We start from the raw sequence: 25,607 nt of genomic DNA, 5'->3' as shown, positions 1-25,607 counted from the left end.
AAGGGGAGAACACACGTGGCAGCGGAACTTCTCAGTCCCGCCGAGGCGCAGGGGGCGGCGGAGGTGGCGAACCAGCTCAAGGCCCGGCTCGACACCGTCATGCTGGACCAGCAGACCGTCGTCGAGCAGGTCGTCATGGCGGTGCTCGCGCGCGGACACGTGCTGCTCGAGGGCCTGCCCGGCCTGGGCAAGACGGAGCTGTGCAAGTCGCTGGCGAAGCTGCTCGCGCTGCCCTTCCGCCGCATCCAGTTCACCCCGGACCTCCTGCCCGGCGACATCACCGGCACCTACGTGCTGGAGGGCGAGGGCCGCCGCGACTTCGTCTTCCGCGAGGGTCCGCTGTTCGCCAGCCTCGTGCTCGCGGATGAAATCAACCGCTCCAGCCCGAAGACGCAGGCCGCGCTGCTGGAGGCCATGCAGGAGCGCCGCGTGACGGTGCTCGGCCAGACGCGCGCGCTGCCGGACCCGTTCTTCGTGCTCGCCACGCAGAACCCCATCGAGCTGGAGGGCACCTATCCCCTGCCCGAGGCCCAGCTCGACCGCTTCCTCTTCCGCATCCAGGTGCCCCCCGTGGGCGCCAAGACGCTGCGCGCGCTGCTCACCACGCGCGTGCGCGGCGCGCCGCCGGAGCTGTCCCCCGTGCTCGACGCGGACGGGCTCGCGCGCCTGTTCGCCGCCGTGGACCGCGTCCACCTGCCCGGCCCGGTGGCGGACTTCATCGGGCGGCTGGTGGAGGCGAGCGACCCGCGCCAGGCCTCCGCGCCCGAGGCCGTCCGCCGCTTCGTGCGTTATGGCGCGAGCCCCCGCGCCGCGCTCGCGCTCGCGGCGGCCGGACGCGCGCGGGCCTTGATGCGCGGCCGGCCCAACGTCGGCTTCGACGACGTGGTGGCCGCCGCCCCCGCCGCGCTCAACCACCGGCTGGTGCTCGCGTACGAGGCCTCGCTGGAGAAGGTGTCCGCGTCGGACGTGGTGGGCGCGCTGCTGCAGGCCGTGCCCGAGGTGCCGCGTGACTAGCGTCGTGGTGCTGTCGGTGTGGCTGCTCCTGGGGACCCCGCCGCCGGTCGTCGAGGCGGCCGCTCCCGTGGACGTCGCCACCGCCGCCACGGCCGTGAAGGCGCCTACCGGCTACCGCGATGCGAGCGGCTCGGTGGACTCGCTCGCCCAGGACTACCTGCGCGTCACGGTGCGCCGGGGCTCGCTCAAGCCCCAGCGCGGCTACTGGGCGGCGGAGGTGACCCTCCACAACGGCGACGCCCAGCCGCACCCGGTGCACCTGTCCTTCCGACCCTCCTACGGCGACGTCACGCACGCCGTCGAGCGCACCGTGGAGCTGGCGCCTCGCCAGCGGCTCGTCACCTGGTTGATGGCGCCCGTGGCCTGGCACTCCGGCGCGCTGACCGTCGAGGTCCCCGGCCTGCCGCCCATCACCGAGCACCTGTTCCCCGACAACGACCGCTTCGAGCCCGTGCTGGTGGTGGGCAACAGCGAGTCCTTCGAGGCCGTCACGGGCCTGACCAAGACGCCGGAGCAGGAGGACCCGCTGTTCTCCGTGCGCTTCATCGACGCGCAAGAGGCGCCGCGCGAGCTGGCGGCCTACGCGGGCTTCGAGATGGTGGTCCTCACCGAGACGGCGACGAAGGTCCCCGCGGACGTGTGGGCCGTGCTGGAGTCCTATGCGCTGTCGGGAGGCCGGCTCGTCGTCGCCAACCCTCCGAGGGACTTGCGCGAGCGGCTGCAGCTGCTCCAGTCCGTCCCGCTCCAGGACGGGCCCTACGCCTTCGGCGGCGTGTGGACCTGCGACAACTCCGCGGCCACGTGTCGGCACAAGATTCAGTCGGAGCTGTCGACCCTCACGGATGACAACCGGGGCAAGACGCGCCCGCAGGGGCTGCGCTCGCGGTGGGCGTCGAAGGTGTCGTTCGGTGACGACGAGGCGCCGCTGCTGGGCACCGCCCGCGCGCCGGTGGGGCCGTTCCTGCTCCTGATGACGGCGTTCGCGCTGCTGGTGGGGCCCGGGGCCTGGTGGCTGACGAAGCGCCGGGGCCCGGTGGCGGTGCTCATCGCGGTGCCCGCCGTGTCGCTGGTGACGTGCCTGGTGCTCATCGCCTGGTCCGTGCTGGTGGACGGCTTCGCGGTGCACACGGCACGCTACAGCCTGACGTACCTGGATGGCGCCCGGGCCCGCGCGGTGACGGTGGGGTTGTCGGGCTGGTACGCGAACCTGTCACCCGAGCCGCTGCGTCTGCCCTCGTCGAGCGTGCTCATCGCTCCGCACGACACGGAGGACCTGATGGCCGACCTGGACTGGACGGGCGGGCTCACCGTGGGAGATGGCTTCCTGCCACCGCGCACCTATCGCGAGTGGGGAGAGCTCGCGGTGGTCCCCTCGCGCGCCCGACTGGTGCTGGTGGAGACGGGCGGAGAACCCAAGGTCCAGAACGCGCTGGGCGTCGTCGTGGAGGAAGGCGTCCTGCGCTGGAACGGTCAGGTGCGCCGGCTGCCCCGGCTGGCGGATGGCGAGGAGGGCGCGCTGGGGGCCGCGGAGCCGGACCCGGGGCCCTCGCAGGCCAACGCGGCGGACACCCTGGTGGAGGTGGGCATGCCCTCCTCGGCCCAGTACCGCCTGCAGGCCGCGCTGCCGCTCTTCCGCAGGGAGCTGAAGGACAAGGAGTTCGTCGTGCGCACGAGTGGCCCGGGCCCGTTGCCCACCAGCGCCTTGAGCGCGGAGGTGGAGGCGAGCGTGCATCTGATTCGGGGCGAGGTGAGGCCATGAGCGCGTTGCTGGAGGTGAAGGGCCTCAGGCGCGACTACGGCGCCCTGCGGGCGGTGGACGACGTGTCCTTCCAACTGGAGGCGGGCAGCATCCTGGGGTTCATCGGTCCGAACGGCGCGGGCAAGAGCACCACGCTGCGCATCCTGGCGACGCTGGACGCACCCACGTCCGGCGAGGTGCTGCTCGGGGGCCACTCACTGGTGGACACGCCGGACAAGGTGCGGCCGCTCATCGGCTACATGCCGGACCGGTATGGCACCTATGACGACGTCACCGTCTTCGAGTTCCTGGACTTCTTCGCGCGCGCCTATGGGCTGACGGGCGCGAAGCGGCGCCAGCGCGTGGAGTCGGTGATGGGCTTCACGGGGCTGGGGCCGCTCGCGGACAAGCTCACCACCGCGCTGTCCAAGGGAATGCGGCAGCGCGTGGCGTTGGGGCGCACGCTGTTGCACGACCCGCGGCTGCTCTTGTTGGACGAGCCGGCGGATGGCCTGGACCCCCGGGCGCGCATCGAGCTGCGCGAGCTGCTGCGGGCGCTGGCGGACCAGGGCAAGGCGGTCATCATCTCCAGCCACATCCTCACGGAGCTGGCTGAGATCTGCGACACGTGCGCCATCATCGAGCAGGGGCGCCTGCTGGCCACGGGCAAGGTGGAGGACCTGCTCCAGCAGGACACGAACCTCGCCTCGGTGGAGCTGACGGTGCGCCTGGCGACGGGGCCGGAGTCGGAAGGTGCGTGGGCGCGCGCGGAGCGGCTCCTGCTGGAGCAGCCCCGGGTGTCGCGGGTGTCGAAGGAGGGCGAGTCCCTGCGGGTGAGTCTGGAGCTGGAGCCCGGCACGGGCGCGGACGTGGCGTCGGCGGCGCTCCTGGCGGTGCTGGTGACGGCGGGCCTGCCGGTGTGCGCGTTCGGCATGCGTGAGCGCAACCTCGAGGATGCCTTCATGACGGTGACGAAGGGGAGGCTCGCGTGAGCGCGCCCATGGAGACGACCTCGGGGGCGCCCGTGGCGGAGCCGGCCGGTGGCGCGGTGTCCGCGAGCGGCGGCGGCTTCCAGGCGCGGTGGGGGGACCGGCTCAACCCGCTGGTGGTGAAGGAGGTCCGTCAGGGCTTCCGCACGCGCATCTTCTGGGCGTGCTTCGGGTTGATGCTGCTGTCGTGCGTGGTGCTGGCGCTGGTGGCCTTCGTGCAGACGCGGGACGCGGCGTTCTCCCAGTTCGGGCAGACGTACTTCTTCGCGTTCTTCGTGTGCCTGGCGGTGGTGCACTTCTTCGTGATTCCGTACAGCGCGTACCGCTCGCTGGCGCGGGAGCGCGAGGACGACACGTGGGTGCTGCTGGTGCTCACGGGGCTGGGGCCTCGGAGGATTCTACGGGGCAAGGTGCTGTCGTTCCTGGTGCAGGCGGCGCTGTATGCCTCGGCGGTGGGGCCCTTCCTGCTCTTCAGCTACTACCTCAACGGCATCGCGCTGCCGACCATCCTGGTGGTGTTGGGGTTGAGCGCGGCGTGGCTCGTGTTCCTCACGGTGGTGGCGGTGTGCGCGGCGACGCTGGCGGACAGCCGGATGGGGCGGGGCCTGGTGCACTTCGTGGTGCTGGGCGCGTTGGGCCTCGCGTTCGCGATGGCGCTCGGCATCGCCAGCGCGCTGACGGACGCGGCGGACCGGCTGCTGCACACGGACGGGGTGTTGCTCGCGATGAGCATCTGTCTGGGGTTGATGCTCCTGGACGGGTGGCTGTTGTTCGAGGTGGCCGCGTCGCGGCTGTCCTTGTCCACGGAGGACTACACGCGCGGCCCGCGTCGGGCGGTGGCGGCGCAGATGGGGGTGGCCCTGCTCGCGGGCCTGGTGCTCTGGTGGGTGGATGACAAGAAGCACGTGGTGACGGAGGTGTTCGCCACGCTGGGGACGGTGCACCTGACGCTGGTGAGCCTGTTCATGGCCTCGGACGTGGATGGACAGGCGCGCGCGCTGCGAGCGGACACGGGCCCCTGGTCGCTGATGCGGCCGGGGGCGCTGCGGGGCTTCCGGCTGGCGGTGTTGCTGTTGGTGGGCTGGAACGTCGCGTGGTTCCTGGCGGCGCTCTTCTCCGAGCACACCTCGTCGCGCAGCGAGCCGTTCCGCATGGTGATGGCGGTGATGCCGGCGTACTCGGTCCTCTACCTGTCGCTGGCGTTGCTGTTGGGGCGGATGTCGAAGGCGGACCGGTTCTCCTCGCCCGCGGCGGTGCGGCTGCTCTTCGTGGCGACGGTGGGTATGGCCGCGGGCCTGCCGCCGCTCTTCGCGGAGGTGGTGGGGCTGGAGGCGGGCGATTCGTTGATCAACCTCCTGAACCCGGTGGTGGGGGTGGCCAACTTCTCGTCGCATGACTACTCCACGGGGCTGCCCGAGATGTCCTGGGCCATGGTGGGCTTCCTGGGAGGGCTGGCGCTGCTGTGCGCGTTCCTGGCCGACCGGGTGCTGACCGAGCGTGAGAAGCGGGCCCATCGGCTGTGAGCGGGCCCGCTCCCATGGACGAAGCGGCGGTGGGGCGGCTGGCCCCGGGGCTCGCGCTGGCGCTGCCGCGAGGGCCGCACCGGGGCCGGGTGGGCGAGGTGCGCGCGTCGTCGATGGGCAGCTCGTTGGAGCTGCATGACTTCCGGGCGTATCAGCCGGGAGATGACCTGCGGCAGCTCGACTGGAACGCGGTGGCGCGGACCGATGAGCTCATCCTCCGGGTGCGGCAGGACGAGGTGTCGCCTCGGGTGGAGGTGGTGGTGGATGGCTCTCGCTCCATGGCGCTGTCGCCGCGCAAGGCCGCGTGCGCGAGGGAGCTGGCGCTGCTGGTGTGCGAGGTGGCGGCGCGGCAGGGGTTGAGCCCGACGCTGCTGACCACGGCGGTCCGCGCGGAGCGGATGCAGGGGGCGGGGTGTCGGGCGGTGCTGCGGGCGCTCGAGTTCGACGCGCGGGATGACCTGGCGACGGCGCTGGGGCGACTGCCTCCGCCCCGGCCCTGTGGGCTGCGCGTGGTGGTGAGTGACTTCCTGTTCGAGGCGGACCTGCCCGCGCTGGTGTCCCGGCTGACGCGTGGGGCGGCGGGGTGCTTCCTGGTGCAGGTGTTGGATGAGGAGGACCTTTCGCCTTCGGGAGGTGAGGGCGCCAGGTTGGTGGACTCGGAGAGCGGCGCGGCGTTGGAGGAGCTGCTGACGGAGGACGTGCTGGCGGCATATGCGCGGCGCTTCGAGGAGCATCAGAGATTGCTGCGGGGCGCGGCGCTGCGTGCGCGTGGGCTGTTGGTGACGGCGCCTGCCACGGAGTCGCTGGCCGCGCTGGTGGCGGGGCCGCTGCATCCGCTCTTCGTGGCGGGAGGTGGCGCGTGAGCTTCGGCTTCCCGTGGGGCTTGCTGGCCCTGGGCGCGCTGGTGCCGTTGGTGGCGGCGTACTTCCTGCGGCGGCGGCAGAAGCCGGTGGTGGTGAGCGCGCTGTTCCTGTGGCGTACGCCGAGCCCTCGCGCCGAGGCGGGGCCTCGCTGGGAGCGCTTCACGCGGGAGGTGTCGCTGCTGCTGGAGGTGCTCGCGGTCATCGCCGCGGCGCTGTATCTGGCGGACGTGCGACTGGGTGAGTCGGCTCGGAGCCGACACCTGGTGCTCGTGGTGGATGGGAGCCTGTCCATGTCCGCGCGGGGGCCGGACAACGTGACGGTGCTGGAGTTGGTGCGCCGCGAGGCCGCGCGTCGGGTGGAGACCGCGAAGGCCACGCGGGTGACAGTGCTGGCGACGGGCATGACGCCCCGAGTGCTCGCGGGGCCGGAGGCGGAGCCTTCGCGGGCGTTGGCCGCGCTGGAGTCCTTCAATGCGCTGGGCGCGGACCATGACCCCATCCCCACGTTGTTGTGGGCACAGGAACTCGCGGGGCCGGGCAAGCACGTGGACTTCTTCACCGATGCGCCGCCGGCCGAGGGGCTCGTGGTGCCCGCGCCGGTGCGGTGGACAGCGCTGGGCACGGCGCGCGACAACGTGGCGCTCGTCTCCGCGCAGCGGAAGGACGAAGGCGGTACGTCGACGGTGACGCTGCGGGTGGCGCGCTTCGGTGTGGGGCCGGACTCGGTGTCGGTGCGGATGACCGCGCAGCCTGGGGCGGGCGCGAAGCAGGGGACGTCGCGCGCGGAGACGGTGTCGTTCAAGGATGGGGAGACGGCCACGGTGCGCGTCACGTTCCAGGACGCGGGCGAGGTGAGCGTCTTCATCGCTCCGGACGCACTGCCGGAGGACAACCGGGCGAAGCTGCCCGTGTCGTCGGCGCGGCCGCTCGCGGTGCGCCTGGCGCAGGGGCTGGGGCCGCTGGAGCGGGGCGCGCTGGAGCGCTTCGTCTCGGCCATCCCGGACCTGTCGCGCGAGGCCGCGGCGGAGGACGTGTTGCTCATCGGTCCGCAAGGCACGGATGCACGGGTGACCGTGGGGGCGACGGGTAAGCCCCGGACCTTCGTGGGTCCGTTCTTCTCCGAGAAGGGGCACCCCTTGCTCGACGACGTGCAGCTCGCGGGTGTGCGTTGGTCCGCGGGGGAGAACCCGCCCGGGCGTCCGCTCATCACCGCGGGGGAAGCGGTGCTGGTGTCCGAGGGCGAGGATGGTCGTGTGCACCTCAACATCGACCTGGCTCGCTCAAATGTGCAGCGTGTGTCCGCGTGGCCGGTGTTGCTGGGCAACGTGGTGCGCGAGGCGCGTCGCTCACGAGAGGGCTTCGCGCGAAGGCAGCTCTCGCTGGGCGAGCCGCTCCAGGTGGTGACGCTGCCCGGCGAGCGCTACACGCTGGTGGGGCCGGAGGGGGAGAAGCCCGTGTTCGGCGCGGGCGCGGTGAGCCTGCCTCCGCCTTCCTCGCCTGGACGCTACGAACTGGAGCGCGACGGTGAGGTCGTCGACGCCGCGGTGGTGCTGACGATGGATGCGCGCGAGTCGGACCTGCGCGGGCGCGGCAGCGTGGACATCCCCCCGCGTGAGTCCGGTGAGGACGAGGATGCAGCGGGGGCCTCCGAGCGGATGCGCTGGCCGCTGGTGCTGCTCCTGCTCGCGCTGATGGGCGACTTCTACGTCACGAGGCGGGTGTCATGACCTTCGCGCTCCCGCAGGCGTGGATGCTGCTCATCCCGCTCGGCCTCTTCCTGTGGAAGTACGGCCGCAGGCCCGGTCCGCCGATGTGGCTGCGCGCCACGCTGCTCGTGCTGGTGGTCGGCGCGCTGTCCGGCCCGAGCTGCCGTCGCGAGGACGCGGGCAGTGACGTGGTCGTCATCGTGGACCGCTCCGCCTCCATGCCTCGCGACGTGGACCGCACGGCCCAGGAGCTTGTCTCGCACCTGGAATCCCAGCGGCGTCCGGGCGACCGCGTGGGCGTCATCACCTTCGGCCGCGAGGCCCGGGTGGAACAGCCCCTGTCTTCGGTCGGCGCTTTCGGTGGCTTCAGCCGACCGTTGGACGCCGAGGCGTCGGACCTGTCCGCCGCGCTCGACGCCGCCAATGTCCTCATCCCGCAGGAGCGCACCGGCCGCGTGCTCGTCCTCTCCGACGGCCGCGCCACCGGCACGGATGCACGAGGCGCGGCGCGCAGGCTCGCGGCCCGAGGCATCGCCGTGGACTGGCGACAGCTCGCCCGGCCCGAGCCCGCGCTGGACGTCGCCGTCGTCTCGCTCGACGTGCCCACCTCCGTGGCCACTCGCGAGCCCTTCCAGTTCTCCGCCCAGGTATTCGCCTCGGCGGCCGTCACCGGCACCGTGCGCCTGGAGCGCAACGGCCGCGTGCTCGTGAAAGGTCCCTTCGACTTCCTGCCCGGCCCCAACGTGCTGCCGCTCAGGGACCTCATCGAGGAGCCCGGCCTCGCGCGCTACCAGCTCACCGTGGAGGTCCCCGGCGACGGCGTGGTGGAGAACGACAAGGGCCTCGCGGTGCTGCGCGTCGAGGGCCCGGGCCGCGTGCTGCTGCTCACCCACCAACCCAAGGGCACGCTCGCGCAGGCGCTCCAGGCCACGGGCCTGCTCGTCGATGCCCGCGCCCCCTTCCGCCTGTCCCTCGATGACCTGGACGGCGTGGGCAGCGTGGTGCTCGAGAACGTGGACGCGAACCTGCTCGGCGAACCGGGCCTCAACGCGCTCGCGTCCTACGTGGAGCAGGCCGGCGGCGGGCTCGTGATGACCGGCGGACGCGAGAGCTTCGGCGAGGGCGGCTACCGTCGCTCGCCCATCGAGCCCCTGCTCCCCGTATCGCTGGAGATGCGCGAGGAGGTCCGCCGCGCCTCCATCGCCATCAGCATCCTGATGGACTGCTCGTGCTCCATGGGCGTCACCGTGCCCGACGGGCGCACCAAGATGGAGGTCGCCGCCGAGGGCGTCGTCGCCGCGCTCTCACTGCTCAACCCCCAGGACGAGGCCTCCGTGCACATGATCGACACGGAGACGCACGAAATCTTCCCGCTGCGCTCGGTCCAGGCGGGCCTGCCCTTCGACAAGGTCGCCCAGGGCTTCAGCGGAGGCGGCGGCATCTACGTGGGCGAGGCGCTGCGCTCCGGCCGCAAGCAAATCCTCCAGAGCGACAAGGCCACGCGCCACGTGCTGCTTTTCTCTGACGCGGCCGACTCCGAGGAGCCCGACGACTTCCGGCGCACGCTCGAGGAGCTCCAATCCAAGTCGGTGACGGTGTCGGTCATCGGCCTGGGCACACCGAAGGACTCCGACGCCAAGCTCCTCATGGAAGTCGCCCAGCGCGGCGGCGGGCGCATCTACTTCGCCGAGGACGCGATGAGCCTGCCGCGCATCTTCAGCCAGGAGACGCTCGCGGTCGCCCGGGCCACCTTCATCGACGAGCCCGTGTCGATGGAGGCCGCGCCCGACCTGCCGCTCCTGGGCCGGCTCCCCTCCGAGGGCCTGCCCCAGGTGGGCGGCTACAACCTCACGTACCTGCGCCCTCAAGCCAACGTGGCGCTGCGCACGCTCGACACCCACGCGGCCCCGGTCCTCGCGATGTGGCCCCGAGGCGCGGGCCGCACCGTGGCCTTCACCGCCGAGGTCGACGGCCCGTTCACCGGAGAGCTGCGCCAGTGGGCCTCGCTGCGCGCGACGCTGGAGGCGATGGTGCGCTGGACGCTGGCGGGCTCGTCTCCGCTGGGCGAGGCGGTGGTGCGCTCCGAGCGCCGCGGACACCTCCTGCGGGTGACGCTGGACCTGCCTCCCGAGGCGCCGCTGCCCGGCACGCTGCCCTCGATGATGTTGCTCGCGGGCGATGGCAGGTCGGAGCCGGTGGAGGTGCCCATGCGCTGGGAGGACGACGACCGGCTGGTGGCGGAGCTCCCACTGGAAGGCAGCGGCACATGGCACCCGGTGGTCCGCGTGGGCACGCGCGCCTTGAGGGCACCGCCCGTCGCGCTGCCGTACGCTCCGGAGTTCGAGCCAGGAAGTCCGAAGGAGGGTCTGGCGCTGCTGCGCGCCCTCGCCGCCGTGGGAGGCGGCGTGGAGCGACTGTCCATGACGGGCCTCTTCGCCGAGGCCCCCGAGTCCGAGGGCCAGCTCGCGCTGGCGCCGTGGTTGGTGTCGCTCGCGATGCTGGTGTTGCTCGCCGAGGTGGCCGTGAGGCGCTTGCTCTCCGCGCCCCGGCAGCGCGTGGCCACCGCGGCTTCACGGGGCACCGCCACGCCGAGAGGGGCCGCTCCCGGCGTGACGATGCCCGCACCCGACAGCACACGGGGCGCCTTGGAGTCGCCCACGTCCACTTCGAGCACCCCGGAGCCGAAGACAGACACCTCCGGGGCGAAACCATCAGGGGAGGGCGGCGTGGACTCGGCGCTGGAGGCCGCGCGCGCCCGCTCCCGTCGTCGCCTGGACCGGTGAGCGGCGAGACGCGCCGCCCGGCTCGGGCCGGGTTCACAGATACGGCGTGGTGCTCACCGGATTGCCGAGTTCGCTCTGGAGCGTGTTGCGCACGGACATGCTCACGGGCCACCGCCAGGCGGTCTCGAACACGTCGGCCAGGTTGACGTTGGCCGCGCGGCTGGCGGCGAGCACGAAGTTGTCCGCCGAGGTGTAGGGGCTCGTCGCCGTGCCGGAGATGGCGCCCACCTTGCGCCAGAGCTGGAAGATGAAGGGCCAGCCATGGACGTGCTTGAGGCGGAGCACGAAGGAGGCGAACAGGTCCGTCGTGTCCAGGCCGCCGACGCCCTGCTTCACGAGCAGCGTATTCGCCCAGTCATGCTGGTAGCACGTCGTGCTGCCCGGCGAGACGCGCGTGCCGGAGACGCCCGGCGTCGTGCACGGCGCCGTGGCGATGCGGTACGTGTTCACCAGGCTCTTCACGTTGTTGTAGAGGCTCGCGTGCCCCGTGGAGACAGGCAGCGCGTAATAGTCCATGGACAGGAAGCGCATCAGCACCGCGTAGCCCGTCACCATGGCGTGGGCGTAGTTGCCGTTGGTGGACGCGAGCTGGTTCTCGTAGAACCAGAAGTTGCGGCCCAGCTCGTAGAATCCCGTGTTGTTGAGCGTCGCCACCGTGGCGAGGGCTTCCGCGCAGATGTCCGTCTGGTACAGGTTGTAGCGGAACTCGATGCCCGTCCGGCCGCGCTCACCGCAGGCCGGGTCCGTGGAGCTGCCGCAGCCCGTCGCGTACCCCGAGGGCAGCACGGCCATGCTGTTCAAGCCGTAGTAGTTGCGGAAGAGCGAGGGCTGAGCGCCCGTGACGTCCTTGTAGAAGGTGTAGCCCCGGTCGAACCCATCCACCAGCAGGGCCATCTGCGCGGTGATTTCCTTCGTCGAGCTCGCGCAGGTGGTGATGTCCGGCGTGCGCAGGGCGACGTACTGCCCCTTCCAGACATAGAGCGAGTGCGTCAGCCCCTGCTGCGACGTGTAGTTCGCGCGGAGCTGGCAGTACCAGGAATAGGCGTCGTTGAAGTTGCGGTACGCGGCCTGGAAGCCATTCGTGTGCTGCGTCTGGCACGCCTGGTTGAGGTCCATTCCCAGGTACTGGCCATTCTTGTAGCAGGACCAGCCATACGCATTGTTCGCGGTCAGCGTGGCGAAGGCTCCCGAGCCGTAGCGCTGCACGCAGTGCGCGGTGAGGTCCAGCCCGGGCAGTTGGAGGGCGGCCTGCGCGCTCCCCGGCGCGACGGCTCCCCAGACCAACGCCACGGCTCCAACGGCCCCAAGACATGAACGAGCAATCGCGGAGCGCCTGGCGCCCCACGGCTGGTGCTGAGACATGTGGTGATTCCCCCTCTGCGAAATGACGCGGGCCGCCCCGACCTGGAGGTGTCGTCACGGGATGAGGGGGCGGCCCGCTCCCCTTGAAGCTCACAGGGTAAAGACGAGATACACGGAAAGAGCGGGATGCACAACTGGGTCAAAATAGTTCCCTACTATCAAAAGTTGATGCTCGGTTCATGCGGTCAGGACCACCCCAGGAGGTGGGAGGGATTCGGGGTAAGAGGGCGGCCGATGACGGACGCACGGTGGACGCGCGTGGGACTTGGGCTGGGACTCCTGGGGTTGGGGGGGCTGGCCGCGCGGCTGGCCTTGCACAAGGCCTTCAGCATCGACGAGTTCCAGTATGCCCATGCGGCGTGGCTCGTCTCGAAGGGGCAGGTGCCCTACCGGGACTTCTTCGAGGTGCACTTCCCGCTCGTGTACCAGGCGCTGGCGCCGCTGTTCTGGCTGCTGGGGGACTCGCCCAGGGGCGTGCTCGCGTTGCGCGCGGCCATGCTGGTGCCGCTGTTGGGGAGCTGTGTCGCGGTGGCGGTGCTGAACCGGCGCGAGGGCCCGGTCGTGCGCTGGCTGGGGCCGCTGCTGCTGCTCTCGTGCGTGCCCTTCACGCGCTTCGCCACGGAGATTCGTCCGGATGCGCTATCCACGGCGCTGTTCCTGGGCGCGCTCGCGGCGCTGTCGGTGCGGCCGGGGACGCGGTGGCCAGGCTTCGTGGCGGGGCTGGCGTACGTGGCCGCGCTGTGGGCCTCGCAGAAGGTGCTGTTCTTCGGCGGGGTGGTGGGCGCGGCGCTCGCGGTGGACCTGATGGTTCGGCGCGGACGTGCACCCGCGCTGGTGACGCAGCCGGGGATGTTCCTGGCGGGCGCGGGCGTGGGGCTCGCGGCGGTGGCGGCGTACCTCACGGCGACGGCGTCGTGGAGCGCGTGGTGGCAATGGTGCTTCGTGTGGGCCGCCGAGCACCAGCGTCACTATCCCGGCTTCTCGCCGTGGGACTACCTGGGGCCGGTCTTGCGTGAGCAGCCGTGGCTCTTCGGCCTGGCGGGGCTGGGCGTGGCGGCGACGGTGAGGCGGTGGTGGAGCACCGGCCCCGAGCGCTGGGCGGACGCGGACCTGCCGTTGCTGCTCGCGGTGGTGGCGACGTTCGGCTCGTACGCGCTCCAGCGCGCGCCCTTCCCGTACAGCCTGCTGCCCTGGCTGGGCGTGCTCGCGCCGTTCATGGCGCGTGGGGTGGGCTTCCTCGTCGAGCACGTGCGCGCGAGGGTGGCGCTGGGTGTGGCATTGGGAGCGCTGGTCTGCCTGCAGGTGTGGCGACTGGAGTCCCTGCTCGACGGGGACGGCAATGCCAGACAGCGGGAGGTGCTGGGGCGCATCGCCACGCTCACGGGGCCCGAGGACGTGGCCTACGACAACTCCGGTGGCTACGTGAGCCGGCCACACGCGCACTTCTACTTCTACACGGACGCGTACCTGCGCGGCGCCATCCCGGACCAGCTGGCGCGCGAGGTGCCCGAGGCGCTGATGGAGAAGGGCTGCGTGCTGCGCGTGGATGACCTGCGGACGTCCGGGTTGCCGCCCGGGCTGCGCGGGTTCCTCGACACGCACTACCAGCCGTACGACGGGGACCTGTTCCTCTGGGGCCAGCGGTACGACGTGAAGAACGGGGACAGGCTGGAGGACCGCTTCCTCGCCGTGCGTCAGGGTCGCTACTTCGTCGAGCCCGCGTCCGTGCTCGAGACGGGCGCGCTGTTCATCGACGGCCAGCGGGTGACGCAGGCGGAGCTTGTGCTCGAGCGCGGCGAGCACCCGGTGCGCTACGAAGGGCCCGCGGAGCGCTTCCACCTGCTCTGGCTTCCTCGCGACGGCCGGCGATGGACGCCGCGGCCGGACGCGAGGCCCACCTACTCACGCCTGTTCTGAGCGGGACCGCGAGTCACCGCGGTCCCGCCTCCGTCCGGACGGCTACTTCACGCAAGGCACCTGTCCACCGGCCTGCTTGTACGCGCGGACGCGGCTGGCCAGGTTTCCGTTGTCGGTCTCCGGCGACGTCTGTCGGCCCTCACCCGCGCCGAAGGAGAAGCCCACGGAGTGCGCGGCGGCCAGCTCCGCGGTGTGCGAGAAGAAGTAGTCCACGCGGTTGTCCTTCCAGCGCGTGTTGCTGTTCGGCAGGCTCATGTTGCCCACCGGCAGCTGCCACCAGAAGTTCGGCTTGCCCAGCCGCTCGGAGATGGCGGCGGCCCAGGTGAAGGCCTGACGGAAGTGGGGCAGCTTGCGGTTGTCCACGTCCCACCACGTCTCCTCGCCGATGCTGTCGTAGAAGCCCGCGTCGCGGTCCGACGCCTCCACGACGATGAAGTCCGTGTCCGCCGCGCCCAGCTTCGACAGGAAGTCGGCCACCTTGCGCGCCTCGCCCGCGATGTCGAAGGACGCGTTGGTGTTGAGGTACACGTCGACGCGCGTCGACCAGGGGCTCGCGTGCAGGCTCACCTTCGCGTTCGGCGCGTACTTGCGCGCCATCGCAATCATGCAGCGGCTCAGGCCCGACGCGGTGTTCGCCATGCCTCCGCAGTCCGTGTTGTTCGCGCTCGCCACCTGCGCGGGCACCGAGTCCGGATTGCCGTTGGAGAAGAACTGGAGATAGCCCCACAGGTCCGGCTCCAGGTGGAGCAGGGCGCGCGCGCTGCCCACCTGCTGCAGCGTGAAGCGATAGTCCGCGAAGTAGCGCCGCATCACCGCCGCGTCGTTGAGCGCCGTGAGCTGCTGCTCGCCCTCACCCGAGGGCCCCACGCTGCCCAGCAGCTGCTGGTAGTACGTGATGAACGGGAGCTGCTGCCGCCCCGCCGCCCGCGACACGAAGCCGCGGATGTAGTCCCCCGGCGGCTGCGACAGGTCCTGCCAGCAGCCCCACCACGCGCACGCGCCATTCGCGCAGGATGTTCCCCCCGCGTTGCAGCCCGACGTGCACGACGTGCACACGTTGTTCGAGTCCACCAGCCCGCTGGCGATGTACAGGTAGTGCACGTCGAACGGCGCGCTGGCCGCGGTGTCGTCCTCCATCTGCGCGCCCACCAGCAGCCGGTCCTCGCCCAGCGACTCCAGGAACGTCTCTCCCAGGCAGTCACCGCTGGCGGTGCCTCCGCCGTCCGGAGTGTTCGTCCCGCCATCCGCCGCGGGTGTCTTGCCGTCGTCGTCCGAGCTGGAGCAACCGCCCAGCACCGCGAGGGACACGCTGACCACCACCAGACGCTTCAGCCACATCGAGCAGGGCATGTGCATACGCCTAGGACGCTAGCCCGACGCGCCGCGTGAGCCTCAAGTCCCCTGGACTCCAGGACAGCACCCGCGCTCCGGGCGCCCATCCAGCTCGGCGCCAATAATCTGTCATTCCTTCAATTCAAGAAATTCTTGAGACATGAGGCAGGGGCCGGGTAGACGAGAAGGCTCCCCCCCCTGCCGGGCCCGCTGGGAGGCGAGCGCTTCACTCGCGGGCACGGCGCATCTCCCCTCGAGGCCGTGATGAAGACGCGACTGTGGTGGCTCATGGTGCCCGCGCTGTTGGCGGTTGGCTGTGGCCCTGTCGAAGAGGAGCAGGACGAGTTCGTCGACGAGCTGACCGGACAGGTGTTGCAGCGAGCCACGGTGAAGTACGACATGCACCGGCTGCTGGAGGACGACAACCTCCTGGGCCACCAGTGGATTACGACCGAGCAGGTGCAGGCCTTCCTGACGCAGCAGGGCTCGTACCTGGCCACCTATCGGGACCCGGCCTTCAGCAACAAGACGGCGGCGGCGCTCATCGTCGAGCGCTCCAAGGCGTTCGGCATCAGCCCGCTGTACATGCTCGCGCGCATCCAGGTGGAGTCCAGCCTGGTGCAGAGCGGCACCTCCAACAACCTGAGCAAGGCGACCGGCTGTGGTTGTCCCGACAGCAGCGGGTGTGACGCGCAATACGTGGGCTTCGGCAAGCAGATTGATTGCTCGGCGAAGAAGCTGCGCGGCTACTTCACGGACCTGGACGCGGGGCGGGCCACCGTGTCCGGCTGGAAGGTGGGCACGACGAAGGCGACGTTGGACCCGTGCTCGGTGAAGCCGACCAACAAGGCCACCGCGGCGCTCTACACGTACACGCCCTGGGTGGGCGCGTACGCGACGCAGTGTGGCCGCACGACGGTGGGCGGCTCGTCGTTGGTGTCGGTCATCTACCACCGGTACGCAGATGGCGGCTTCAACTGGGGGGCCCCGACGTCCACGGGCTGCGTGTCGGAGACGGCGGGCACGACGGTGCCGGAGCTCGGCTGCGTGCAGAGCTCGTCCGATGCGATGTGGCGCCAGTGCGTCTCCGGCGTCTTCACCGCGGGCAGCACCACGCGCCCCACCAACTGCACCCAGGCGTGGCCGTGGTGCTCGTCCGCCACGCTGGGCCGCTCGGTTCCCGCGCGCACCTGCGTGCAGTCCTCGTCGAACCAGCAGTGGAGCCAGTGCGGCGTGGGCGGCGCGTGGGTGAGCTCGCCCATGGCGCCCGACAGCGGCGCGGGCCCGGTGGGCGCGTGCTTCGAGATGTACTGGCTGTAGCCCCCTCGCGCTTGGAGGGCGGCCCTCAGTACTCGTTGGTCCAGATGAGGTCGAGGCCGCCCGAGCGGGCGTCGCCGTACTGTCCTTCCAGGCTCCAGCGCGGTCCGAACTGGTACTCGAAGCGGACCGCGTTGGAGTTCTCTCCCTGCTGGATGTTGGCGCCCACGCGTCCGGTGTAGCCGACGTAGATTTTGTCGGTGACGTAGGTGCCCACCTCCAGCTTGGTGCCGGCGATGCCCGCGCCGCCGGCTTCAATCGACAGCACGTCCAGCGGCAGCTTCGCGGCCAGCGCCTTGCGCGCCTCGTTGGCGACGAGCGAGCCCACCACGGAGGCCGCCTGCGCGCTGGCCGTCATGGACGCGCCGGAGCCTCGCTCCAGCGTGCGCCGGCCGGTGGCGAGCAGCGTGTAGATTTCGGACTCGGGCAGGGGCGGCTCGCTCGTGGGCTTCAGGGTGATGTCGCGGCCCTGGCCCCGGATGGTGACGTACACCGTGATGTTGGAGCTCTCGGCGCGGTGCTCCGCGGTGACGTTGATGTACGGGACGGTGGGCGGGCCGGTGAAGCTCACCAGGCTGTCGCGCTGCACGTCGAAGCGGCGGCCCAGCACGTCCACGCGGCCGCGCAGCACGCGCACCTGTCCGAAGAGGCGCGCCACGTCGGTGTACTCGACGCGGAAGTCCTCCGACAGACCCAGCTCCACGTTGAGGTCGCTGCCCTTCACCCAGATGTTTCGCGGCGCGTTCACGTTCACCCAGTACGCGCGCTGGGGCTTCGGCTCGTCGCCCGTCTCCAGGTCCTCCTCCGCGTCGGCGGGCGTCGGAGGCTCCGTGGACGGACCCGCGGCGACCTCGGGCTCGGGGTCTCCGGGCGAGGGCTGCTGGGGCTGCTTGCGCTTGCGCCGCTCGATGGGCTGACCGTTGCGCACGAGCACCACGTCGCCGGGGCGCTCCAGGTCCTGGAGGTCCTTGCGCTTGGCCTCGGGCAGCTCGACGGTGGCCTCCGGCACGGAGACGTTGCGCAGGTTGACCAGCCGCTCGGAGAGGGTGCCCTCCACCTTCGCGCGCAGGCTCAGCACCGCCATCAGCTGGTCGTCGAAGACGATGGGGAAGTCGCGGGCGCGCAGCGGGTAGGGGTTGTCCTGGGGGCTGGTCAGCTCGTACTCGCCCCGGGGGTTGCGCGTGGCCGTCAGCGGCGCGTCCAGCCAGACGGTGCCGCCGCCGGCCTTCATGGACAGCGTGTTGATGGCCAGGCGCTCCTGGCTGGCCTCCAGCGCCAGCTGGATGTCGCGGTACTCGCCCAGCCCCATCAGCGCGAGCTTGCCGTCCTTCCACTTCATCGACCCCTGGAAGGTGGGCACCGCGAGCGTGCCCGCGAGCTTCGCGTCCGCTTGAATCAAGCCGCCGATGCTGCGCAGCATCTCCGCCGCGCCGGACAGGAACGACGGGTCGAAGTCCTTCGCCTGCAGCGTCACCTCCATGGGCGCGCGCGAGGTGTCCAGGCCGCGGCGAATCGCGGGCAGCGACACGTCCAGCTCCAGGCCGCCGTCCACCATCATGGTGCCGCCCGACGGCGCGGTGAGCAGCACGTCGAACTTGGAGCGCGCGTCCTGGTAGCCGTACTGCAACCGCGCCTGCCCCAGCGCCAGCGCGCCCATGCCCAGCTTCTGCACGCCGGCGGTCAGCTCCATGCGCGGCGCGTCCAGCGTGCCTCGCGCGGCCAGCTCCACCGCCAGCTCGCCCTGCAGGCCCTTCTGGGACGACGGCGCGCCCGTCCGCTGCGCGCGCTCACCCGTGGCGCGCGCCTTGGCCACGCCGGGTAGCTGCTGCAGCGACACCGGGCCCAGCCGGCCCTTGAGCTGGAAGGGGATGTGTCCGTAGACCTCCTGGTCCTGCAGCGCGCCCAGCGGCGCGTCCAGCGTGAGGTCCAGCTGCGCCAGGGGCCCGTCCTCGCGCTGCGCGGCCAGCGTCACGCGCACGTCCTGGTCGTCACCCACCACGCCCAGCTGGCTGTTCATCGGCGGCAGCCCGTACGCGGTGAGCCCCACGCCCAGCACGCTCAGGCGCGCCTGGGGCACCAGCGCGGAGCCGGTGAGGTTGAGCTGCACCGACACGTTGCCGCCGGGCTTCTGCAGTCCGCCCACGCCCTCGAACTGGGCCAGGGGCAGCTCCGCCACGCGGGCCTCCAGGTCCACCGACGCGGAGAGGAGGTCCTCGGCTTGCGGCGGCCGCGCCATCATCCCGCCCACCGTGAAGGGCGTGCGCAGCACCACGTAGGTCTGCTGGGTGCCCAGGCCGCGCACGTCCAGGCGCGCGTCCAGCGTGCCGTCCTCCTTGTCGGAGGCCGCGCGCAGCTCGAAGTCCAGCGGGGCCTTCAGGGCGAAGCCCGGGGGCGGCGCGCTGTAGTTCACCTGCTGGCCGAGCAACACGAAGTCCAGGCGCGGGTCCTTCGCGGTGCCGTCCACCACGAGCTGGGCGGACACGGTGCCGCTCACCGGCTCCGGACGCTCGAGCAGCTTCATCACCCCGGCCAGGTCCACGCCCTCGAGGTTCGCCTTGAGCGACAGCGTGTCCTTGCGCCGCTTCAGCACGCCCTGCACCGGCACGTCGAAGTTCGCGGTGAGCTTCGCCACCGGCAGGCCCGCGGAGAGTGTGCCCTGCGCGCGGTCCTTCACGTACGTCGCGTCCAGCGCGAGCTGCAGGTCCTCGTAGCCCTGCGCGCGTCCGTCGCTCCAGCTCAGCTTCACCTGCGCGTCCGGACGCGGCATCCGGCCCTGCGCGGTGACGAAGCCCGACACCGTGCCGCCCAGCCCCAGCGACTCCGGCACCGCGACGCGCGGCAGCAGCGACAGGTCCACCGCTTCCAGGTCCACGCGCGCCGTCAGCCGCTCGTTGACCAGCAGGGCGCGCACGCCCAGCGCCTGTCCGCCCGAGCCGAGCCGCAGCGCGGGCTCCACCTCCACCTTGCCCCCGCCGAAGCCCACGTGCGTGGGGCCTTGCAGCTTCCACGTTGCCTCCGGCCACGACAAGGTCAGCGCCTCCAGCGCCAGCCCCATGCCGTCGTCGTCCACCAGCCCCGCGAGCGTCAGCCCCAGCGCCGTGTCGCCCATGACGCGCACGCTGGCCTCCAGGCGGCGCTCCTCGGTGGCGATGCCCACGGACACGTCGCGGAACATCCGCTCGCCCACCTTCAGCACGCCCACCACCAGCGTCGCGTCGGTCGTCAGCGGGCGGGTGGCGTCCGGCACCTCCGCGTTCAGCGTGAGGTTGCGAATCGCGTAGTCGCCGTAGGTCAGCGACGTGAAGTTGCCCTGCGCCACCACGCCGGGCGCGCGCACGGGGCCCTCCACCTTGAACTCCAGCGTGCCGCTGCCGGAGATGGGCGGCACCGCGCCGGGCAGCAGCTTCGTCAGCGAGTCGGACAGCAGGGCCAGGTTGCCCGCCGTCAGCCCGCCGTCGATGCGCACCGCCTGCGCCGTGCCCTGGCCCTTGGCCTGGAGCGAGGCGCCCGGCACCAGCACCAGGAGCCGCGACAGCGTGTACTGGCCGTCCTTCGCCTTCGCGTGCAGCTCCACGGGCCCCAGCGGCTGGCCCTTGAAGCGCGACGGCGACACGGTGAGGTCCACCTCGCCGTCGAGCGTCTCCAGGCTGGTGCCGCCGCCCTTCGCGCTCAGGTCCGCGGACAGGCTCGTCTTCGGCCCCTCGGCCACGAGCGCGGACAGGTCCACGCCTCGCACCTTCACGGTGACGCCGCGGGTGCGCAGGCGCTCCAGGTCCACGTCGCCCTTCAGCTCGAGCGTCGCGTCCGCCGCCTTGCCGGACAGCTGGGCCTGGGCCAGGTCACCCTCGATGCCCGCCGTGCCCTCCACGTGCACGGGCACCAGCAGGGGCCACGAGGGCACGAAGCCGCGCGGCAGCTCCGGCGGCACGGTGAGCTTGCGCACCACCAGGTCCGCCTTCAGGGCGCCAGGAGGCTGGCCGGGCGGCGTCTCGGCGGGGAGCTTCGCGTTGGCGCTCGCGTCGAGCAGGAGCCCCGCGAGCTCCAGCTTCACGTCCGCGTCGAGCGCGCCCTCCTCGCCGCCGCCCTTGAGGCTCAGCTTCACGGGGCCCTTCGTCGGCTGCGTCAGGGCCGCGGTGGCCTCCAGCGTGGCGCCGAAGCCCTGCGTCGCCGCGGCGAAGTGTCCGGAGGCCGTGGCGTCCAGGTCCTCCAGCCGCGCGTGCCGCTCGCCGCCGTCCTCCAGCTCCTGCCGGAAGTCGACGTAGCCGTCCTGGAGCACCAGCGCGTCCAGGTCCACGCGCAGCTTGCCGCGCGGACCGGGCGGCTCCTCGGGCTTGGGCACGCGGGGCGCAATCGCGCGCGACAGGTTCAACCCGCGCTCGTCCTGCGCGAGGTAGAGGCGGGGCGCCTCGATGCGGGCCTCCGTCAATCGGACCTGTTGCTGGAGGAGTCCGCCCAGCCGCACGCGGGCCTCGACGCGGGCAATCTCCGCGACCAGCTCTCCCTCCGGGTCATACAGCTTCACCCCGGTGAGCACCGCGCCCGGCGGCGCCAGGTCCAGGCCCCCGACTTCGAGCCTGCCGGAGAACTGCTCGTTGGCGAGCTGCAGCCCCTTGCCCACCAGGAACCGCTCGCCCGGCGCGGACGTCGCCCAGACGAGCACGCCCACCACGGCGAGCACGATGAAGGCCAGGCCGCCCAGCAGCCCCCACAGCAGTCGTCGCCCCCAGCGTCGCCGGCTCAAAACGCCTCTCCAATCGACAGGTGCAGCGCGCACTGTCCGTCAGGGGCCCCCGCGAAGGTCGCCTGCCGGGAGGTGGGTCCATCCGGCTTCCACTTGCTGCCAATGCCGAAGCATCCACCGGAGGACGGATAGATGTACCCCGGCGTGGCCACGGGCAATCCCTGGCCCAGGTTCAGCCGCCGCGCGATGTCCAGGCGGATGGGGCCCACCACCGTCAGGTAGCGCAGCCCCAGGCCCACCGCGTGGTAGTGCTCGGGACCGAACAGCCGCGGCGCGCGCGGCGAGTCGAAGCCCTCCACCCCCACCAGGCCCGAGTCCCAGAACGTCGCCAGCATGATGCTCTCGGTGATCTGGTAGCGCAGCTCCAGCGAGGTCTCTATCAGGCTGTTGCCGCCCACCGGCACCGTCTCCCACTCCTCGTTCTGCACCGGGGTGTCCGGCTCGCCGTCCCCGTTGGTGTCCTCCTGCTTCTCCAGCGCGGCCAGGGGCGACAGGCGCTGGCCGTTGAAGCCGCGCATGGACGTGGCGCCGCCGGAGAAGAAGCGCGTGACGATGGAGCTCTGCGAGTTTCCCGCCGGGTTGAGCGTCCCCATCCGCAGCTTGCCCGCCAGCACCACGCGCTTCTCCTCGCCGAAGGAGCGGTAGAAGCGCAGGTCCGGCAGCAGCCGCACGTAGTTGAAGTCACCCTGCAGGAAGCCGCCGCCCTTCTGCACGGACATGCTCACGTAGTAGCCGTCGCGCGGCTCCACCGGGTCGTCGCGCCGGTCCCACGCGAACGCGACCTCCAGGAAGGAGAGCGACACGTCACAGCGCGTCTGCCCCTCGCCGCAGCCCAGGATCACGGGCGGCACGCGCGAGTCCGCGCTCACCCGACCCGACAGCCGGTACACCTGGAGGTTGTAGGACGGGAAGACGGAGAAGTTGCGGTGCGGCTGCCAGATGACGCCCGTCTGCAACCGGCCGCCGTAGAAGTCGTAGGCCTGCTCCAGGCCCTTCTCCAGCGTGAGCGAGGTCTGCTGGCGCAGGTCCCGGAAGAGGAAGCGCGGCTGCTCGTACTCGCCCGTCACCTCGAACACGGGGCCCTGCTTCGACGTGCTCAGGATGTTGGGGATGAAGGCGTAACCGGCGCGCCCCCGCACCGTCACCCGGCGCAGGCCGCCCAGGAAGTTGCGGTGCGTCCACTCACCCAGCGCGCGGACCTCCTGGCGCGCGGCGTCCACGCCGATACCACCACCCAGCCGCACCGAGCGGAACGGCGCCTCGCGCACGTCCACCACGACGGGCACCGTGGCGGACTCGCGGTCCGGCGCGCCCCGGTTCACCTTCACCGCGCCGAACACGCCCATGCGGAACACGCGCGCCTGCGCCTCCGCGAGCGCCGTCTCGCTGTACCAGTCCCCCTTGCGCAGCGCGCCCTGCACCTGCTCGATGATGCGGCGCGGAGGCACCTCGGGGTTGGCGTCCGTGGCCACGAAGGTGTTGCCGAAGCGGTAGCGAAGCCCCGGCTTCACGTCGAGCCGCACCCGGGCCAGCTTCGTGTCCACGTCCACCTGGACCTCGCCCGACACCTCGGCCTCCGCGTAGCCCTGCTCGCGCAGCTGCTCCTGCATCGCGCCCTTGGACTCCTCCCACGGCCCCTCGCGGAAGATGTCGCCCTTCTTGAAGGGCAGCTTCGACTCGAGCCGCTCGCGGTGCTTGCCGCGCTCCTCCTCCGGCAGCGCCTGCAGCCCCTCGATGGTGATGTCGCCGATGCGCGTGGGCTCGCCCTCGTTCACCTCCACGAAGAGCTCCACCGCGTCGCCCTTGGGCTTCACCTCGCTGTCCACCACCTCCGCCTGGTAGTAGCCCTGGGCCTGGTAGTAGCGCTCGATGCGGCGCAGGTCCGCCTGCCACGCGTTGGGGTCGAAGTAGTTGGGCCCGCCGAACGGCCAGAACGCCCACCACGGCGTCTGCGACGTGAGGATGCGGTCCTTGATGTCGCCCTCGCTCACCTGCTTCGTGCCCTCGATGTCGAGCTTGGCGACCTTGGGTCCCGGGGGCGGCGTGGACGTGGTGGCACAACCCGCCATGCTCAGGAGCAGGGCGACGGTGGCGATGCGGAGGAGTCGGAGCAGGTCAACGGCCACGGACTGTTCATACCCGGAAGGCAAGAGGGGCAGCGCGTCTTGTGGAGGACGACCTCCTCCCTTTGTCGCATTCCAACGTCTCTTCATCCCGGCCTCTGTCGGCAAGTCCTTGCTCGAAACACCTCGACACGTGCAAGCCGCGCCAAGGTGCGCCAGATTGGGGGCCATGCTCCTGTCCCGCCGAATCAGAGTCCTGGTGTTCTGCGTGGTGTCGGCGCTCGCCTCCGCCTGCGGCGTGGATGACGACGAGGTCGTCAAACTCCGAGAAGGTGAGAGCCTCGCGGACGCCGAGTACTGCGGCTCCTTCGGCTGCGAGCAGATCTACGAGTTCTGCGCCGAGGTATTCCTGGAATTCGGCCGCTCTCCGCCCATCTGCGTCACCGAGGACGTCTGCGACAGGCTCGAGTGCGCGAACTCCAACCGCCGCTGCGCCATCTTCGATGGCTTCCCCGGTCAGGTGAAGTGCATCGACTGAGGTGAGGGCCACGCCACCGCGCCCGGGTGCGAATCACCCCGGGCACGGCGGTGGGAAGGCGTCCTTCAGCGGCGCGCGGAGGCGGTGAGCCAGGCCAGCTTCTCGGCGGCCTCGCGCGTCGTGGCGTCGTTGAGCAGCGAGCCCACGTCCTGGGCGATGCGGTAGGCCCAGTTCGAGTCGCTCATGGAGCCCGGCAGGTTGATGCGGTCCCGGGTGCCGAGCACGTCCTGCCAGGGCAGCACGCACAAATCACTGCCCGAGTTGAGCGCCGCGGCCAGCAGGGCCCGGTGCACCTCCGGGGTGAACTCGCGCGACACCGGCACGCCGTGGAACTCCGGCCACGCGCGGGCGGCGGCCTGGCGCTCGTCGTCGCGGGCGCCCTCCCACCACTCCACCATGGTGTCGGTGTCGTGGGTGCCCGTCGTCACCAGGGAGATTGCGGGGAACTGGTGGGGGTTGCGGTACGTGTTGTCGTCGCGCTCCCAGCGCATCACGCGGTAGCCGGGCAGCTTGAGCTCCGCGAGGATGTGGCGCACGAAGGGCGGAATCACGCCCAGGTCCTCGGCGACGATGCCCGCGCCCTCGGAGAGCAGCTCGAAGTGCTTGCGGCCCAGCCGCTTGTGGCTCTCCTCGTCCGGCGGGATGAAGCGCCCGGTGGGCGTCTGCTCGTCGCGAATCCACTGACGGAAGTAGCCCACCGCGTGGTCCACGCGGCGCAGGTCATAGTAGCTGGCGGCCTTCTTCGCGCGCGCCTTGAGCCAGGCGTAGTCGTCCTCCTGCATGGCGACGAAGTCGAAGTAGGGCAGGCCCCAGTCCTGGCCGGTGGCGGAGAAGTCATCCGGCGGCACGCCCAGCCGCGCGTCGCGGCGCAGGATGGTGGGGTTGGCCCAGCAGTCCGCGCTGTCCTGGCCGATGATGAACGGCTCGTCGCCGCACAGGAGCACGTCCTGGGCGCGGGCCTTGGCGCGCGCGGCGTTCCACTGCTCCTCGGCCACCCACTGCAGCCACGCGTGGTAGCGCACCCGGCGCTCCAATTCCTTCCCCTTGGCGGCGAGCGCCTCCGGCTGACGGGTGCGCAGGCCCTCCGGCCACTCCCACCACGCGCGGCGGTCCTCCTGCTCGCTGATGGCGGTGAACAGGGCGTAGGTCTCCAGCCAGCCAGCCTGGGCGTCGCGCCACCGGGCGAAGGCGCGGGCGCGCTCGGACTGGGTGGCCCAGTGCTGCGCCTCGAAGGTGTCGAACGCGCGCGCCAGGGCGGCGTCCTTCAGGGGGAAGACCAGGTCGTAGCGGATGCGCGGGGCGCTCCGGGCCTCGGCGAGCTGCCGGCGCTGCTCGTCGGAGAGCGCGGCCTCGCCGCCCGAGGCGGTGAACTCCGGCAGCGCGTGCAGGTCGATGAAGAGCGGGTTGAGGCCGAACGCCGAGCGGGTGGCGTAGGGGCTGGAGTCACCCGGCGCGGTGGGCAGCAGCGGCAACAGCATCAGCAGGCGCTGACGCCCGAGCTTCATCCAGGAGAACAGGCCGTCGAGCGCGCCGAAGTCACCGATGCCGAAATCCGTCGGGGAGCGCAGGGAGAAGAGCGGAAGCAGGAGACCGGAGAGCCGGCCGGGGGTGGACATGGTGCGGCGCAATCTGCACCAGCCCCGCGCTGGAGTGAACTGGTCCGGCGACAGGAAGTGCAGGGCCGTTTTCCGCTGGTGGACGGTTGTCCATTCCAAGGCGCA

15 protein-coding genes are annotated in these 25,607 nt (G+C 71.3%); 10 read left to right on the top strand and 5 right to left on the bottom strand.

The window, feature by feature from the left end; translation table 11 throughout:
• Nucleotides 1-15 precede the first annotated feature (15 nt).
• From AC6JA9_RS36855 to AC6JA9_RS36825, 7 genes are read left to right on the top strand one after another with little or no spacing between them, the layout of a single operon-like run.
• A complete protein-coding gene (locus AC6JA9_RS36855; RefSeq protein ID WP_408889076.1) occupies nucleotides 16-1,014 on the top strand; it encodes an AAA family ATPase in 999 nt (332 codons plus the stop codon).
• Nucleotides 1,007-2,773: a hypothetical protein gene (locus AC6JA9_RS36850; protein WP_223782628.1), complete on the top strand. Its 1,767-nt coding sequence runs from the start codon at nucleotides 1,007-1,009 to the stop codon at nucleotides 2,771-2,773. Before AC6JA9_RS36855 ends, AC6JA9_RS36850 begins: the two co-directional genes overlap by 8 nt.
• A complete protein-coding gene (locus AC6JA9_RS36845; RefSeq protein WP_408889077.1) occupies nucleotides 2,770-3,744 on the top strand; it encodes an ABC transporter ATP-binding protein in 975 nt (324 codons plus the stop codon). Before AC6JA9_RS36850 ends, AC6JA9_RS36845 begins: the two co-directional genes overlap by 4 nt.
• Nucleotides 3,741-5,264 (top strand): ABC transporter permease, encoded by a 1,524-nt coding sequence (locus AC6JA9_RS36840; RefSeq protein ID WP_497958558.1) that lies wholly within the window; start codon nucleotides 3,741-3,743, stop codon nucleotides 5,262-5,264. The genes AC6JA9_RS36845 and AC6JA9_RS36840 overlap by 4 nt, the downstream gene beginning before the upstream one ends.
• Nucleotides 5,265-5,278: 14 nt before the next feature.
• Nucleotides 5,279-6,127: a DUF58 domain-containing protein gene (locus tag AC6JA9_RS36835; protein WP_497958557.1), complete on the top strand. Its 849-nt coding sequence runs from the start codon at nucleotides 5,279-5,281 to the stop codon at nucleotides 6,125-6,127.
• Nucleotides 6,124-7,854: a vWA domain-containing protein gene (locus AC6JA9_RS36830; RefSeq protein WP_497958556.1), complete on the top strand. Its 1,731-nt coding sequence runs from the start codon at nucleotides 6,124-6,126 to the stop codon at nucleotides 7,852-7,854. Before AC6JA9_RS36835 ends, AC6JA9_RS36830 begins: the two co-directional genes overlap by 4 nt.
• Nucleotides 7,851-10,616, top strand: a complete 2,766-nt coding sequence (locus AC6JA9_RS36825) for a VWA domain-containing protein (RefSeq protein ID WP_497958555.1) — start codon at nucleotides 7,851-7,853, stop codon at nucleotides 10,614-10,616. The genes AC6JA9_RS36830 and AC6JA9_RS36825 overlap by 4 nt, the downstream gene beginning before the upstream one ends.
• A 33-nt stretch (nucleotides 10,617-10,649) precedes the next feature.
• On the opposite strand, the gene AC6JA9_RS36820 is transcribed toward AC6JA9_RS36825, so the two are convergent.
• Complete coding sequence (locus AC6JA9_RS36820) at nucleotides 10,650-11,906, bottom strand: calcium-binding protein (protein WP_223747042.1); 1,257 nt, start codon at nucleotides 11,904-11,906, stop codon at nucleotides 10,650-10,652.
• A gap of 306 nt (nucleotides 11,907-12,212) precedes the next feature.
• On the opposite strand from AC6JA9_RS36820, the gene AC6JA9_RS36815 reads away from it, so the two are divergent.
• Entirely contained in the window at nucleotides 12,213-13,895 is a 1,683-nt protein-coding gene (locus AC6JA9_RS36815) for a hypothetical protein (RefSeq protein WP_497958554.1), read from the top strand.
• Nucleotides 13,896-13,937: 42 nt separating this feature from the next.
• On the opposite strand, the gene AC6JA9_RS36810 is transcribed toward AC6JA9_RS36815, so the two are convergent.
• Nucleotides 13,938-15,245: a hypothetical protein gene (locus tag AC6JA9_RS36810; RefSeq protein WP_223782620.1), complete on the bottom strand. Its 1,308-nt coding sequence runs from the start codon at nucleotides 15,243-15,245 to the stop codon at nucleotides 13,938-13,940.
• A gap of 246 nt (nucleotides 15,246-15,491) precedes the next feature.
• Here AC6JA9_RS36810 and AC6JA9_RS36805 point away from each other — a divergent pair, with 246 nt between their 5' ends.
• Nucleotides 15,492-16,547 carry a hypothetical protein gene (locus AC6JA9_RS36805; protein ID WP_223747045.1) on the top strand — a complete coding sequence of 352 codons (1,056 nt, stop codon included), beginning with the start codon at nucleotides 15,492-15,494 and terminating at the stop codon, nucleotides 16,545-16,547.
• Between the two features lie 25 nt (nucleotides 16,548-16,572).
• Here the strand turns inward: AC6JA9_RS36805 and AC6JA9_RS36800 are convergent, their stop codons facing one another.
• Together AC6JA9_RS36800 and AC6JA9_RS36795 are read right to left on the bottom strand one after the other, a co-directional pair.
• Complete coding sequence (locus AC6JA9_RS36800) at nucleotides 16,573-21,285, bottom strand: translocation/assembly module TamB domain-containing protein (RefSeq protein WP_223782619.1); 4,713 nt, start codon at nucleotides 21,283-21,285, stop codon at nucleotides 16,573-16,575.
• Complete coding sequence (locus tag AC6JA9_RS36795) at nucleotides 21,282-23,411, bottom strand: BamA/TamA family outer membrane protein (RefSeq protein ID WP_223747047.1); 2,130 nt, start codon at nucleotides 23,409-23,411, stop codon at nucleotides 21,282-21,284. Before AC6JA9_RS36795 ends, AC6JA9_RS36800 begins: the two co-directional genes overlap by 4 nt.
• A gap of 166 nt (nucleotides 23,412-23,577) precedes the next feature.
• Here AC6JA9_RS36795 and AC6JA9_RS36790 point away from each other — a divergent pair, with 166 nt between their 5' ends.
• Nucleotides 23,578-23,886 (top strand): hypothetical protein, encoded by a 309-nt coding sequence (locus AC6JA9_RS36790; protein WP_141325756.1) that lies wholly within the window; start codon nucleotides 23,578-23,580, stop codon nucleotides 23,884-23,886.
• A 65-nt stretch (nucleotides 23,887-23,951) separates the two neighbouring features.
• Here the strand turns inward: AC6JA9_RS36790 and AC6JA9_RS36785 are convergent, their stop codons facing one another.
• A complete protein-coding gene (locus AC6JA9_RS36785; protein WP_223782618.1) occupies nucleotides 23,952-25,502 on the bottom strand; it encodes a 4-alpha-glucanotransferase in 1,551 nt (516 codons plus the stop codon).
• Between the last annotated feature and the right edge of the window lie 105 nt (nucleotides 25,503-25,607).

The sequence above is a fragment of the Myxococcus sp. MH1 genome (assembly GCF_059738865.1).
Note: the sequence above shows the minus strand (reverse complement) of the source record. Positions and strands in the feature narration are given on the sequence as shown.

Excerpts from the sequence above, each read along its gene's own strand:
- AC6JA9_RS36845 (WP_408889077.1), top strand. The coding sequence starts at position 2,770 with ATGAGCGCGTTGCTGGAGGTGAAGGGCCTCAGGCGCGACTACGGCGCC.
- AC6JA9_RS36835 (WP_497958557.1), top strand. The coding sequence starts at position 5,279 with ATGGACGAAGCGGCGGTGGGGCGGCTGGCCCCGGGGCTCGCGCTGGCG.
- AC6JA9_RS36825 (WP_497958555.1), top strand. The coding sequence starts at position 7,851 with ATGACCTTCGCGCTCCCGCAGGCGTGGATGCTGCTCATCCCGCTCGGC.
- AC6JA9_RS36815 (WP_497958554.1), top strand. The coding sequence starts at position 12,213 with ATGACGGACGCACGGTGGACGCGCGTGGGACTTGGGCTGGGACTCCTG.
- AC6JA9_RS36810 (WP_223782620.1), bottom strand. The coding sequence starts at position 15,245 with ATGCCCTGCTCGATGTGGCTGAAGCGTCTGGTGGTGGTCAGCGTGTCC.
- AC6JA9_RS36805 (WP_223747045.1), top strand. The coding sequence starts at position 15,492 with ATGAAGACGCGACTGTGGTGGCTCATGGTGCCCGCGCTGTTGGCGGTT.
- AC6JA9_RS36790 (WP_141325756.1), top strand. The coding sequence starts at position 23,578 with ATGCTCCTGTCCCGCCGAATCAGAGTCCTGGTGTTCTGCGTGGTGTCG.
- AC6JA9_RS36785 (WP_223782618.1), bottom strand. The coding sequence starts at position 25,502 with ATGTCCACCCCCGGCCGGCTCTCCGGTCTCCTGCTTCCGCTCTTCTCC.